11 protein-coding genes are annotated in these 13,408 nt (G+C 72.0%); 3 read left to right on the top strand and 8 right to left on the bottom strand.

Going from position 1 to position 13,408, the window contains the following annotated elements; genetic code table 11:
* Nucleotides 1-112: 112 nt before the first annotated feature.
* Entirely contained in the window at nucleotides 113-1,462 is a 1,350-nt protein-coding gene (locus ACWF94_RS16515; protein WP_453488098.1) for an MFS transporter, read from the bottom strand.
* A gap of 310 nt (nucleotides 1,463-1,772) precedes the next feature.
* Here ACWF94_RS16515 and ACWF94_RS16510 point away from each other — a divergent pair, with 310 nt between their 5' ends.
* On the top strand, nucleotides 1,773-2,708 hold the full coding sequence (locus ACWF94_RS16510; protein ID WP_453488096.1) for a DUF3027 domain-containing protein: 936 nt from the start codon (nucleotides 1,773-1,775) through the stop codon (nucleotides 2,706-2,708).
* Between the two features lie 345 nt (nucleotides 2,709-3,053).
* The gene (locus ACWF94_RS16505) at nucleotides 3,054-6,233 is read left to right on the top strand and encodes a sacsin N-terminal ATP-binding-like domain-containing protein (RefSeq protein ID WP_453488094.1); all 3,180 of its coding nucleotides are present in this window, start codon (nucleotides 3,054-3,056) and stop codon (nucleotides 6,231-6,233) included.
* A 37-nt stretch (nucleotides 6,234-6,270) separates the two neighbouring features.
* Here ACWF94_RS16505 and ACWF94_RS16500 read toward each other — a convergent pair whose 3' ends face one another.
* The 6 genes from ACWF94_RS16500 to ACWF94_RS16475 all read right to left on the bottom strand — a co-directional run bounded on the left by ACWF94_RS16500 (nucleotide 6,271) and on the right by ACWF94_RS16475 (nucleotide 11,495).
* Nucleotides 6,271-6,897 (bottom strand): HAD domain-containing protein, encoded by a 627-nt coding sequence (locus tag ACWF94_RS16500; RefSeq protein ID WP_453488093.1) that lies wholly within the window; start codon nucleotides 6,895-6,897, stop codon nucleotides 6,271-6,273.
* Between the two features lie 29 nt (nucleotides 6,898-6,926).
* Entirely contained in the window at nucleotides 6,927-7,595 is a 669-nt protein-coding gene (locus ACWF94_RS16495; RefSeq protein ID WP_453488091.1) for a class I SAM-dependent methyltransferase, read from the bottom strand.
* 1 nt (nucleotide 7,596) lies between these two features.
* Entirely contained in the window at nucleotides 7,597-8,511 is a 915-nt protein-coding gene (locus ACWF94_RS16490; protein ID WP_453488100.1) for an aminoglycoside phosphotransferase family protein, read from the bottom strand.
* Nucleotides 8,512-8,602: 91 nt separating this feature from the next.
* Entirely contained in the window at nucleotides 8,603-9,352 is a 750-nt protein-coding gene (locus tag ACWF94_RS16485) for a hypothetical protein (RefSeq protein WP_453488089.1), read from the bottom strand.
* Between the two features lie 170 nt (nucleotides 9,353-9,522).
* The gene (locus tag ACWF94_RS16480) at nucleotides 9,523-10,152 is read right to left on the bottom strand and encodes an HAD-IA family hydrolase (protein ID WP_453488087.1); all 630 of its coding nucleotides are present in this window, start codon (nucleotides 10,150-10,152) and stop codon (nucleotides 9,523-9,525) included.
* A complete protein-coding gene (locus tag ACWF94_RS16475) occupies nucleotides 10,149-11,495 on the bottom strand; it encodes a helix-turn-helix domain-containing protein (RefSeq protein WP_453488086.1) in 1,347 nt (448 codons plus the stop codon). The genes ACWF94_RS16480 and ACWF94_RS16475 overlap by 4 nt, the downstream gene beginning before the upstream one ends.
* Nucleotides 11,496-11,770: 275 nt before the next feature.
* On the opposite strand from ACWF94_RS16475, the gene ACWF94_RS16470 reads away from it, so the two are divergent.
* Nucleotides 11,771-11,974 carry a DUF397 domain-containing protein gene (locus tag ACWF94_RS16470; protein ID WP_453488084.1) on the top strand — a complete coding sequence of 68 codons (204 nt, stop codon included), beginning with the start codon at nucleotides 11,771-11,773 and terminating at the stop codon, nucleotides 11,972-11,974.
* Between the two features lie 183 nt (nucleotides 11,975-12,157).
* On the opposite strand, the gene ACWF94_RS16465 is transcribed toward ACWF94_RS16470, so the two are convergent.
* A partial coding sequence (locus tag ACWF94_RS16465; protein WP_453488082.1) for an HAD-IC family P-type ATPase occupies nucleotides 12,158-13,408 on the bottom strand: 1,251 nt, incomplete at its 5' end.

Below are 13,408 nucleotides of genomic sequence, written 5' to 3'. Positions count from 1 at the left end.
GCTCTGGGGGAGTTTGAGGAGCGGGGTGCGGGGCGGAGCCCCGCCGGACCGCCCGGGCCCGGGCAAGGGGCCGCGCACCCCGGGGCCCGGCGCCGAGGGGAGCCGGAAGGGGTCAGGCGACCCGGGGCCGGGTGGCGGCGCCGTGGCGGGAGGCGGCGCGGAGGCCGCGTACCGACACCAGGGCACCCGTGCAGACGATCCCCGCCGCCATCGACATCCCCAGCACCCCGTTCAGCGGCAGCATGATGCCGATCGCCCCGCCCACCACCCAGGACATCTGGAGCAGCGTCTCCGAGCGGGCGAAGGCCGACGTACGCACCTCCTCGGGCACATCGCGCTGGATCAGCGCGTCCAGGGACAGCTTCGCCAGTGCCTGGCACATGCCCGCCGTCCCGCCGAGCACCGCCACCATGCCCGCACCGAAGAACACCGCCGCCAGGATCGCGGCGGTGAGGACGGCGCCCAGGACGACGGCGATGATCATTTCCGGGCCCCGGGATCGCAGCCAGGCACCGATGGCCGTACCGAGGGCGTTGCCGAGGCCCGCGGCGACGCCCACTATGCCGAGGGACACGGCCGCGCTCTGCCCGGCGAGCGGATGCTCCCGCAGCAGAAACGCCAGGAAGAAGATGAGGAACCCGGAGAGCATCCGGAAGGCCGCGTTCGCCTGGAGGCCGTGGAGGACGGACGGGCCGACCGTGCGCAGGCTGGGCTTCTTCTCCCCGAGCGGGAGGATGTGCGCCTTGCGCTCGCCCTTCGCGGAGTCGACCTTGTGCGGCAGCCGCAGCGCCCAGTACGTACCGAGCAGAAACAGCGCGCACGCCCCGTACAGCGTCCACTCCGGCCCCAGCCGGTGCAGACCCGCGCCGATCGGTGCGGCGATCCCGGTGGCGAGCAGACCGGCGAGGGTGACCCGGGAGTTCGCTTTCACCAGGGAGAACCGTGGTGGGAGCAGCCGTGGTACGACGGCGCTGCGGACCACCCCGTACGCCTTGGACGCGACCAGCACCCCCAGCGCCGCCGGATACAGCTCCAGGCCGCCCGTGGCCACCGCCCCCGACATGCCGATCGCCAGCACCGCCCGGGTGAGCATCGCGCCCGCCATCGCGGCGCGGCGGCCGTGCGGGATACGGTCGAGGAGCGGTCCGATGACGGGCGCCAGCAGGGCGAAGGGCGCGAGGGTGATCGCGAGGTAGAGGGTGACCCGGCCGCGTGCCTCGTCCGTGGGGACGGAGAAGAAGACCGTGGAGGCCAGGGCGACGGTGATCATGACGTCGCCCGCACCGTTCACCGCGTGCAGCTCGATCAGCCGGCCGAGGCCCGACTCGCCCGCGCCATGGGCGTGGGTCGCCTTGCGGATGCCGCGTGCCGTGCCGGTGAACGGGAGATGCAGGACGCGCCCGATCGTGCGGGTCGCTCTGCTGAGCGCCCCGGAGCCGTGGGACGAGCTGGTGGCTGCCACCTCGCCATAGTGCCCCAAGCCCCGGCCCGAGGAGGTGTGATGCGGGGTTGTTAGCTCCTTGTTGGAGCGCGCAGGTGGGCGACGGGCTGCGGAGGGGGTAGCGTGCGTAGCGCGCCACCGGCGATTGTTCCCGGCCGCGCGCCTCGTCGGCATCCCGCAGAATGGATGACGGTAGGTGTGCCCGGGACAGGTTGGTCTGGGCGCGGACGTCGATGCGGCCCCTTGGTCCGCTCCGCCTGCGGCCCGTACCTCATGCCTCATGGAATCGGCAGGCGCACCCGTGAGACGGCGTAGGAGAGAAGCGAGACCTGTGAGTGCTGCGACGACGCGAAGCCGTACCCCCGACCGTCTGTGCGCCGAGGCGGTAGACCTCGCCCGGGAGGCGGCCGAGGAGGCCGCGGCCCCGGGGGTGGTCGGCCCGCATGTGTCCCTCGTCTCGGAGGGTGACCGGGTCGTCACGCACTTCTTCGAGTGCGAGGAGCCCGGGTACCGGGGCTGGCGCTGGGCGGTGACCGTCGCGCGGGCGTCCCGGGCGAAGGTCGTGACCCTCGACGAGACCGTCCTGCTGCCCGGTCCCGACGCGCTGCTCGCCCCGGAGTGGGTGCCCTGGAGCGAACGGCTGCGGCCCGGGGACATGGGTCCGGGGGATCTGCTGCCGACCGAGGCCGAGGATCTGCGCCTGGAGCCCGGATTCACCGGCGAGGACGCGCCGCCGCCGAACTCGGTGATCGCCGGGACCTCCCACGACCTGGCCGAACGGGTCGAGGCGGAGGACGCCGAGCTGATCGACCGCCGGCCTGCGGACACGGTCCACAACACGCGCGGTGAGATCGCGGCGCTCGCGGAAGAGCTGGGGATGCGCCGGGTGCGGGTGCTCTCCCGGTACGGGCTGCATATCGCGGCCGACCGCTGGGAGGAGTCCTACGGCGCGAAGACCCCCATGGCACAGGCAGCGCCGGCGGCCTGTGTGACCTGCGGGTTCCTGGTGCCGGTCGGCGGGTCGCTGCGGCAGGCGTTCGGGGTGTGCGCGAATGAGTTCTCCCCGGCGGACGGACGGGTGGTGTCCCTGTCCTACGGGTGCGGCGGGCACTCGGAGGCCGCGGTGATGCCGAAGCCGCCGAAGCCCGCCGAGCCGGTGCTGGACTCGCTGGGCACCGACGAGTTCCCCCTCTGGCCCGCGAGGGACACGGGCTCGGTCCCCGACGCGGGGGCGCCGTCGCCCGACGAGGATCTGGGGCACTCGTAGCACCGAGCCGCCCGGGGTGAGGACCCTGACTTCCGCCAGAGCTTCGCCTGCGTGTGAGTCCCTGGGGGTTTGTGTTCGGGTTTGGTGCTTCCGCCCCGGGGTTCTGTCTCGTTCGGGCTGCTTCGGGCCGCTGGGCGCGAGGGTCGGTCCTCAAGCTCCCCCAGAGCTTCGCCTGGGTGGGACCCCCAGGACGGGCTGGTGGCGCGCGGGCACGGGCGCGGGGGCGATTGCGGGCAATGCGGGCATCGGGGTCGGCACGGGAGGCTTGGGCTCAGGGGGACGCGGTACCTTCGGCCGCAGCGGGCCGTACCAGGGGCCGCTTCGTCCCACAGAGCGGAGCACAGCGTGAGCGTCAGGACCACCGAGTCGGCCGACCCCTTCGGGACCGCCCGGCTGCGGCGTGGCGTGCTCGACGCGTGGGCGGCCAGCCCCGCCCGCTTCCGTGAGGACGCCAACGCCGAGGAAGACCTCGTACTGGGCGGCTACCGGGACCGCCTCGTCGTCGAGCTGGCCCAGAACGCCGCCGACGCCGCCGCCCGCGCCCAGGTCCCCGGCCGGCTCCGGCTGACCCTGCGGCCCGCCGATGGCGACACCCCCGCCGTACTGGCCGCCGCCAACACCGGCGCTCCCCTTGACGCCACCGGAGTGGAATCCCTCAGCACCCTGAGGGCCTCCGCCAAACGGGACGCCACGGGCAGTGTCGGGCGGTTCGGTGTCGGCTTCGCCGCGGTGCTCGCCGTCAGTGACGAACCCGCCGTCGTCGGCCGCCACGGCGGGGTCCGCTGGTCGCTCGCCGAGGCCCGCGAGATGGCCGGAGCAGCCGCCGGGACCGCCCCCGGCCTCGGCGACGAGCTGCGCCGCCGCGACGGCCACGTACCGCTGCTGCGGCTGCCGCTGCCCGCCGAGGGCACCGCCCCCGACGGCTATGACACCGTCGTCGTCCTGCCGCTGCGCGACGGCGCGGCCGTCGACCTCGTCGAACGGCTGCTGGCCGCCGTCGACGACGCCCTCCTCCTCACCCTCACCGGCCTCTCCGAGATCGTGATCGAGACCCCTGAGGGCGTACGCACGCTCCAGCGGCGGGCGGACGGGCCGTACGTCCGGATCCTCGACAGCGCCGACGGCGACCACGGCACCGACGGCGACCACCGCTGGCGGGTCGTCAGCCACGGCGGCGGCATCGAGGCGGAGCTGCTGAAGGACCGTCCGCTGGAGGAGCGGCTGCGGCCCTACTGGTCCGTCACCTGGGCGGTGCCCGTGGACGCCGAGGGAGTGCCCGTCCGGCCGCGTACCGCGCCCGTCGTCCACGCCCCGACGCCCACCGACGAACCCCTCGGGGTCCCCGCGCTGCTGATCGCCTCGCTGCCGTTGGACACCACCCGGCGCCATCCCGCCCCCGGCCCGCTGACCGACTTCGTCCTCCAGCGGGCGGCCGAGGCGTACGCCGAACTCCTCGGGAGCTGGCAGCCGGTGACGACCGGCACGATCGACCTGGTGCCAGGACCGCTCGGGAAGGGCGAGCTGGACGGGGTGCTGCGGGCGGCGATCCTGGGGCTGCTGCCGCGTACGGCGTTCCTGGCGGCGGCGGCCCCCCGGGACGCCGACCGGGACGACGCCGACCGGGAGGAGACCGGGCTGCCGGACCGTGCGGCGGTGGCCGGACTGCGGCCGATCGAGGCGGAGGTCCTGGAGGGCGCGGGGGACGAGACCGTGCGGGTGCTCGCCGAGGTGCTGCCGAGCCTGCTGCCCGCCGGACTTGAGCGCCGCGTCGAGCTGCGGACCCTCGGTGTCGCCCGGGTCCCGCTGACCGAGGCGATCGACCGGCTCACGGGCCTGGAGCGCGACCCCCTCTGGTGGCGGCGGCTGTACGACAGCCTCGCGGGCGTCGACCCGGACCGGCTCTCCGGCCTCCCCGTTCCGCTCACCGACGGCCGTACGGCGATCGGGCCCCGGGGGACCCTGCTGCCCCTGGCGGACACCCCGTCCCAGCTCACCCGCCTCGGCCTTAAGGTCGTCCACCCGGACGCCGCGCACCCCCTGCTGGAGAAGCTGGGCGCGCTCCCCGCGACCCCCCGGGCCGTACTGACGACCTCGCAGGTGCGGGCGGCGGTGGCGGGCTCCCTGGACGCCGGAGAGGTCTGGTACGACGGCGACGCCTCCCTGGACGCCGAGGAACTGGCGGACACCGTCCTCGCGCTCGTCCGCGACGCGGACCTCGAACCCGGCGACGAGCCCTGGCTCGGCGCGCTGGCGCTGCCCGACGAGGACGGGGACATGGCACCCGCGGGCGAGCTGGTGCTGCCGGGAAGCCCGTTCGCGCTGGTGATGCGCCAGGACGAACTGGCCCTGTGCGACGGCGACCTCGCCGCGCGCTGGGGCGAGCAGCCGCTCGCCGCCTGCGGGGTGCTCGCGGACTTCGCCCTCGTACGCGCCACGGATGTCGTCCTCGACCCCGATGAGCTGGAACCCCGCGACGGGGACTACGCCGAGCCCGACGACGCCGGACTGCTGGACGCGGTCGACGTCTGGTGCGAGGACGTACTCGACCGGCTGCCCGAGACCCCCGTACCGCCGGTCGCCACCGAGATCGTCGCCGTCCGCGACCTCGATCTGGTGGACGACGACTGCTGGCCGGGGGCCCTCGCGCTGCTGGCACGCCCGCCGCTGCGGGACGCGCTCACCCAGTCCGTACGGGTGCTGCTGCCGGACGGTACGACCCAGACGGTACGGCCGTACACGGCGTGGTGGCTGCGGGACCACCCCGTACTGGACGGCCGGCGCCCGGCCGGACTGCGCGCCGCGGGCGGCGACCCGCTGCTCGACGGTCTGTACGAGGCCGTCGACGCGACCGGTTTCGACGACGCGCAGGTGCTGCGGGCCCTGGGTGTACGCACCTCGGTGGCCGCCCTCCTGGACGAGCCCGGCGGCGCGGCCGAACTCCTCGGCCGGCTCGCCGACCCGGACCGCCCGGTGCGCGCCGCCCAGCTCCACGGGCTGTACACGGCGCTCGCCGAACTCGACCCCGAGCAGGTCACCCTGCCGGACGAACTGCGAGCGGTTCTCGACGGCGAGGTACGCGTCGTCGACGCGGCCGACGCCCTGGTGGCCGACACCCCCGACCTGCTCCCCCTGGCCACCGGACTCCCCCTGCTGCCGGTCGCCCCCGGGCTCGCCGGTGAGCTGGCGGACCTCCTTCAGGTGCGCCGGCTCAGCGAGACGGTCGCGGCGGAGGTGACGACGCAGGGCGACGTGCACGAGGTCCCCGACGCGGTCCGGGTCCTCCTCGGGCCCGCCACCCCCGCCTCGTACACCGAACACGACGAACTCATCGCGGGCGGCCGGGAAGTCGAGTGGCGCCGCACCCCCGACGGCGTGATCCACGCGTCGACGCTGGAGGGCGTGGCCGCCGCCCTCGCCTGGGCCGCGGGCCAGTGGCCGCGCCGCTTCGAGGTCGCGGCCCTCCTGGAGGACCTCTCCCGTACGGACGAACTGGCGCGCGCCCGCTGGTTCGACCCGATGGGCTGACGCGCGTCCGCCGGGGCTCGGGGGACGCGGACGGACGTCAGGTGGTCAGCGGGGCACTGGTCCAGTCCGTGGTGTTCGTGCCGTCCACCGTCCGTTGCGCACCGGTGCGGCCCTCCATGAATCCGGGCTTGGGCAGTCGGTCCAGGGCGGTGGCCCATTCCAGTGCGGTGAGGATGTGCTCGGAGTGGAGGCCGGCGTAGTGGTCGGGCTGGATGAGCAGCGTCGCGTGCCCGGCCGCGGTGCGGTTGGCGGCCCACTGGTGGTCCAGGGCAGTGAAGTCGTCATCGATCCACACGGCGGGCGCTTCGCCGAGCCAGGCGTCGACGTAGTCGCGTTTCCACAGATAGCCGTCGGGGTGGCTGGTAGTGATCGGCAGGCGGGGCAGCTCGATGTGCTCGAAGGCCGGCAGGCCGATCAGGTGGCCGATCACTCCGGGCGCGTCGGCGCGCCAACTGGTGCACCACACCGGCTGGATGAGGCCGGTGGTGATGGCATCGGTGATCAGCGGGCCGTGGTTGTGGTTGAGCCAGACCCAGACCGGCTCCGGGCGGCCGGTCATGCGGACCTGGTGGCGGGTGTGGGTCGTCGGGGTGGACTTGTCTGCGGCCGGGAACGGGACGAGGACGCCGTCTATGTCCAGCAGAAGGTACGGGATCCGGTGCATTGGGTGCCTCCCGTGAGAGGGATGGGCTGTCAGGGTTTGCGTGCTGTGATCAGCGAAGTGGTCGGCCAAGGGGCGTTGGCCGGCGCGAACAGGGCATGGATGCTGGTGATCAGCAGGCCCGCCTGGTTCAGGGCGCGGGCCCAGGTGTCCGGGTCGATGTCCCAGTGCTGGAGACTTCCGGTGGTCCCGTCCGGCAGGGTCACCTCGACGCGGGTCTGCGGGGTGGCAGGGAGGGCGCCGGTCCGCTGCGGGTGCGGGACAGCGAAGGCCAGGACACCGCGCCGCACCAGTCGGCGCGAGCACAGGGCGAGGATGCGGGAAGGTTCGGTGGTGCCGATCGCGCCGAAGACCGAGACGACCACGTCCAGGGGCTCGGCGCTGCGCGTGAGATGGCGGGTCGCCCCGTCGCGCACGAACCTGGCGCCGGTGTGGCCGTAGTGACCGCTGGCGCGGCGGATCTGCCCGGCCGAGCGGTCCACACCGGTGACGATCGCGCCCGCGGTGGCCAGATGGGCGGAGTTGCGGCCCGCGCCGCAGCCCAGCTCCACGATCCGGCGGCCGGTCAGGTCACGGCCCAGGATCTCCGCGCCGGGGCCGACGCCAGGCCGCTGCGTCCACTCCAGCCGCCGAGGCGGCTCCAGAGGCCCGGGAGGACCCTCGGCGAGTGCCACGGCGGCATGAGTGTCCCAAATGTCCATTTCATGGTTCCAGGAGCCGTGAGGCGCTGTGGAGATGGCGGCGAATCACGGTGATGTACGCATCGTCCTCGCTGGGGTCCTTGATCCAGCGCAGAGCCTGTTCCATGAACCACTCGATCGCCCACAATCGGTGCCAGCCCAGCGCCCACGACTGCGCGGTCAGGCCGCCCCGCTCCGCCAGGGCCCCGCGGTTGCCGCCCGCGGTGACGTAGGTCTCGATGAAGGCGCGCAGCCGGTCCGGGTCCGCTTCGTCGATGGTGCCGTGCCAGGACGCGAGGTCCAGCAGGCCGGGGCCATTGAAGGCGCGGGCGAAGTCCAGCAGGCGCCAGCCGTCGCCGCCGATGTGCAGGCTGGTGGGGTGGAACTCGGAGTGCGCCCAGCCCCACGGGGCGATCGTGGCGCCTTCGGCCCGCTTGGCGGCAGCCCCGGCCAGTGCGTGCAGCAGGTCGGCGATGTCCTCTGTGTCCTCGGTCCACCGTCCGGTCGCCCGCAGGCGCCGCAGATGGCCGAGCGCCAGCATCGGCAGCGCGGCCAGGGCTTCGGCGTCGAGATCCCGCGCCAAGGGAGCCGACCCTGCGGCGTGCAGGGTGACTGCGGCCGTGATGCCGTCCGGGTCCTGCGCATCGCGGACTGGCTCGCCCAGGTCCTCGATCACCATGCCGAGGACGCGGTCGCGGACCAGTGAGCCGACGACCTCCGGCACCGGGATGCCTGCGGCAGCGGCGGCGCGCAGGATCTGGTCCTCGGTCGTGAACGGCTCGGTGGCGTACTTGTAGATCGCGGTGGAGCCGTCGGGGAAGGTAAGGCGTTCGACACCGGACAGGGACCACAGCCGCATCGGGTCACGGGTCGGTTGCGGGCGGCCGGCGGCCGAGCAGACCGCGGTCAGGAGGTGAGAGATGAGCCGGGTGTCCACAGGCATGCTCCGAATGTGCGGCAGGAAGGGGAAGGTTGGGGACCGGGGCGGCGGCGCCTGCCGCCCCGGACCGCTCGGCCAATGGGGCAGATCAGGCCGCGGTCACGCGGTGCGACTCGACCTGTCGGATCCACTCGGCCTTCATCCCGGCCAGTTCCATGGCGAAATTCGCCATGGAGGTGCCGTAGGCGGCGACGACGCCGCCGGACTGGTCGGGGGCGGACTGGCAGCCGTGGACCAGCCGGCCACCGAGCGCGGTGTGGGCCTTGATGCCCTCGATGCGGCGGTGCTCGTTGAACCAGGAGCCGTGGTAGACCTCGTCGAGCAGCTGGCCGTCGGCCTCGCTGAGGTCGAAGACGACGCCGGTGGCGGAGGGGAAGAACCAGCACGGGCCGACGTTGGAGATGTGCCCGTCCAGCTCGACTTTGTTCAGCGCCATGAGTGCCGCGGCCTGCCGGAGCATCGCCAGGTGGCCGACGGTGACGTCCGGCAGGCCGAGGGTGGCCAGGTGTTCGTCGCGGAACAGGTAGGAGTACACCTGCCAGGCGATGGCCAGGACCTCACCGGCGTCACCGGTGGAGCGGCCGTGGGTCTTCACGAAGTCCAGCGCCATCTGCTCGACAGCCGCGGTCTCGGTCTCCTCGGCGGACAGTAGTCCGCCCTTCACGGTCTCCCAGTCGAGCACCAGCCAAGAGCTGTTCTCGAAGCGGAAGAAGTACTCCGCCGGGTCGATGGTGATGCGCGTGCCATCCACGGTGATGCCGGGCAGGCGGTTCCAGCGCGGGTCGAACGCCTCGGGCAGTTCAACCGTGATCGTCGTCGTGTCGACGGTGGTGGTCACCTGTGTCTCCGATCCGGGTCGGGCACCCAGTTGGGTGCCATGCGGCTTGGCCGGCCGACCCGGACCGGGATAACCCTGTCATCCGGGGCGGCGGAAGGACCACAATGCCGACCCGGCCTCCGGCGCATCCGCATGCCGGTTGCGGGCCCGCAACCCGGCTGCGAATTGGTCTAGACTTCTTGGATCAGTCGCAGCCCGAGGGCGGCTTCCATCCGCGCGATCGTGTCCGCCGGGTTCTTGGCCAGGATGGTGGCGACCCCGAGTTCTTCGGCGGGCGGAAGGTTGCGGGCGGTGTCGTCGACGAACACGCACGCCTCGCCAGGCAGATCCATGAGACCGAGCATGACCTCGTAAAGCTCCGGATCGGGCTTGCGCAGCTTGTAGTCCTCGGAGATCAGAACCGCGTCGTAGTCTGCGGCCAGGTCGTAGCCGCCGTAGACGTCAAACGGCTCGCTGCCCAGACTGTTGGAGAAGATCCCCACCTTGACTCCGGCGGCACGGGCCGCTTGTGCCGCGCCGATCACCGACGGCTCCGGGTGAAGGTCTTCCAGCACGCGGCCGAGGAGGTTGGTGCCGTCCATGCCGAGCAGCGCGGCCGTGCCCTGATTCCACTGGACCTGAGTGATCGCGCCGCGTTCCAGATCCGCATACAAGGCGGCGCCTTCCGGGTCCTTGGCGATGACCGACAAGAACGTGCCCTCCGGCAGGCCGGCCCGCCGGTCGAAGCCGATCGCGCACGCGGCCACACTCGTGGTCAGCACGCCGCCGAAGTCGAGGATCAGCCCCGCGCGGACGCTCACGTGGCACGCCCGGCGGCCCTCAGCACGGTCCGGGTGACGATCAGGTGCTCGCTCAGGCTCCGGGTCCCGGCGGTCCTGCTGCTCCGCAACGTGCGGTGCAGGTCGGCGACCCGTCGCAGCGTCTCCCGGTGCTGGACCCGCTCGACCAGATCCAACGCGGCGTGACCGTCGTCGCATGCCTGCTCGACGTGTCCGGCCCCGGCATGAGCCTCAGCCCGCGAGATGAATGCCGTGCAGCGGTGCCGCAGCATCTCCGGCGACAGCCGGTCGAGCGCCTGATCCAACGACGGCAGGGCCTCATCGAAGCGACCCAGTCGCACCAGATCACTGCCCTCGTAGGCGTCCGCCTTGGGCAGATCGAACCAGGCGATACCGCCCCACCGTTCGTCATCCATGGACCCCGACAGTAATGTGCGCGACGCCTCCATTGAGGACCGGAAGCCGTACTCGTCGCCAGTGGAGGAGTACATCTCCGAGGCGATCGCATTCGTCCATGCCTGCATCCGCACCGATGCCCCACGGTCGGCGGCATCCACTGCGGCCAGTGCGTAGTCCAACCCACCGTCCGGGTCACCACTGTAGGAGGTACGGAACGCCCGGCCTCCCAGGATCAGCGCGGACAGCTCCGGACTGTCGATCTCCCTGGCGATCTGGAACCCCAGGTCCATGTAGGCATCGGCCTGTTCCAGATCACCCAGATCCAGCGACAGCAGTACGGCAGCGAGCGCCGCCATCTCCGCCATGTGAGCCAGCAGAGAGTTACGCAGATGAGCCGACTGCGTCTTCGGTCCCAGCGACGTCACCAGCTGCAGCTGACCGTGGGCGACCGGGACGAGTGTGGACGCCGGGAAGGATTTGTACGATCTGCGGTAGCTGGCGCCGATCGACCGCAACTCGTCCACCGTCGCCTGATCCACCGTTCCGCCCGGCGGCCGGCGGACCTGGGCCTGTGAGTCGGGGGTGAGACCTGCGACAGCGGCGGTCAGGCCCGCCAGGGAGCCGAGGGTGAAGCTGCGTCGAAGCACAATCTCAGAGCTTTCCGGATCGGGCGGCAGTGGGCGCGGGGAAGGCGAGGAGGGCAGATGTGATTTCGATGACTGTGCAATCACAGCAGTTCCCGCGTGTCGAATGTCGAACGCCAGGATGTGATCCACTGTCAGACCTAGCACGTGGGCGATCCGCTCCGCCAGACTCACGCTGTCCAGTGGAATCACACCACGCTCAGCCTGCGATACCCAGGACTCCGAGCGGCCGATTCTCTCGGCGAGATCACGCTGATGCCAACCTTTGCGCCGACGCCCCTTCTCGATGCGCCCACCGATCACGCTGTCGATCCCCGTCACAGAACACACCCCCGAAGTCCGTGATTTCACCGCCAGGTTGAGCAACCGTACTCACGGCAGCGTGCTCAGCGTGGCCTACCGTCGCGCCATCATCAACCTGCGTTGAAAGAACGGGGAGTTGGGTGTCGGATGGTGAACCAACCGAAAGGAACTGGACCCCGAGAAGTCGCCGGCCGCGGCGTTCGGGCAGCGAGTACGCACGCTGCGGGACAGGCAGAAGCGCTCTCCCAAGCGGCATCCGTGGCCATGATCAACCAATTGCGAAAGAGCAACCCGTGACGACTGAATCTCCCCGCTGGTTCACGTCCTCGCACAGCAACAATGGCGGTGCCTGCGTCGAGGTCGCCGCCAACCTCACCGACTCGTGCGGCATAGTTCCCGTCCGGGACAGCAAGCAGCCAGCTGGCCCGGTGCTGATGGTGTCCCCCGGCGCGTTCGCCGGACTGGTGGCGCTCGCCCGCAGCGCCGATGTGAGCTGACGTCCGCCCGGCTACGAGAGCCCCGTCCGGTCCGCGCCGGACGGGGCTTTCTCTGTACGGGAACGCGTCACGGAACGCGGGATGCGCCCCGTGCCCGCCGCCTCGCGCGGGTCGTGGGTACCTCTGCTGACCTGCGGGAACAGGCCATGGGCCAGCAGCTCACGCCAGCCGTCACCCCGGCCGTCACGCCGGCACCCGGCGATCCACGACGCGCCAGCCCACCTCCAGCAGCGCCGCCCCCGCCGCCGCGACGGCGACCGCAGTCCACGGCATCGTCGTGCCGACCAGCTTCAGGGCGAAGAAGTCCTGGAGCCAGGGCACGACGAGGACGATGAGGAAGCCGAGGCCCATCGTGGCGACGAGGCAGATGCGCCACCAGGTGTAGGGGCGGGCGATGATCGCGAGGACCCACATGGAGACGAGGAAGAGGGTCAGGGTCGCCGCGCTGGTTTCCGCGTCGAGGGAGCCGGGGCCGCTGTAGTGGGAGCGGGCGAGCAGATACGTACAGAAGGTGGCCGCCGCGGCGATGACGCCCGCGGGGATCGCGTACCGCATCACGCGGCGGACGAAGTGCGGCTGGGCGCGCTCCTTGTTGGGGGCGAGGGCCAGGAAGAAGGCGGGGACGCCGATGGTGAGGGTGGACAGCAGGGTCAGATGCCGGGGCAGGAAGGGGTACTCGACCTGGCTGCACACCACCAGGATCGCCAGCAGTACCGAGTAGACGGTCTTGGTCAGGAAGAGCGTGGCGACGCGGGTGATGTTGCCGATGACCCGGCGGCCCTCCGCCACCACCGACGGCAGGGTGGCGAAGCTGTTGTTCAGCAGCACGATCTGCGCGACGGCCCGGGTGGCCTCGGAGCCGGACCCCATGGAGACGCCGATGTCCGCGTCCTTGAGGGCGAGGACGTCGTTGACGCCGTCGCCCGTCATGGCGACGGTGTGCCCACGGGACTGGAGCGCCCCGACCATGTCGCGCTTCTGCTGGGGGGTCACCCGGCCGAAGACGGCGTGGGAGTCCAGCGCGGCGGCCATCGGCTCCCGCTCGGCGGGCAGGGTGCGGGCGTCGACGGTGTTCTCGGCTCCGGGCAGGCCGAGCTTTCCGGCGACCGCGCTCACGGAGACCGCGTTGTCGCCGGAGATCACCTTCGCGGCGACGTCCTGTTCGGCGAAGTACCGCAGGGTGTCGGACGCGTCGGGCCGCAGCCGCTGTTCGAGGACGATGAGCGCGGTCGCCTTCGCGCCGTCGGCGACCTCGGGGGAGTCGAGTTCCCCGGCGGTGCGGGCGAGCAGCAGCACCCGCAGGCCCTGCTCATTGAGGTGCTCGATCTCGCGGAGGGCCGGATCGCCTGCGGGCAGCAGTACATCGGGCGCCCCCAGCAGCCAGGTCGCCGAGCTTCCGTCGCCCTCGTCGACGCGGGCGCCGCTGTACTTGCG

This window comes from Streptomyces sp. NPDC055078 (assembly GCF_053607985.1).
The sequence above is the reverse complement of the archived record's forward strand: the minus strand, read 5'-3'. Positions and strand labels throughout refer to the sequence as shown.

Coding starts and splice junctions, on each gene's coding strand:
- ACWF94_RS16500 (WP_453488093.1), bottom strand. CDS start 6,897: ATGCACCGGATCCCGTACCTTCTGCTGGACATAGACGGCGTCCTCGTC.
- ACWF94_RS16495 (WP_453488091.1), bottom strand. CDS start 7,595: ATGGACATTTGGGACACTCATGCCGCCGTGGCACTCGCCGAGGGTCCT.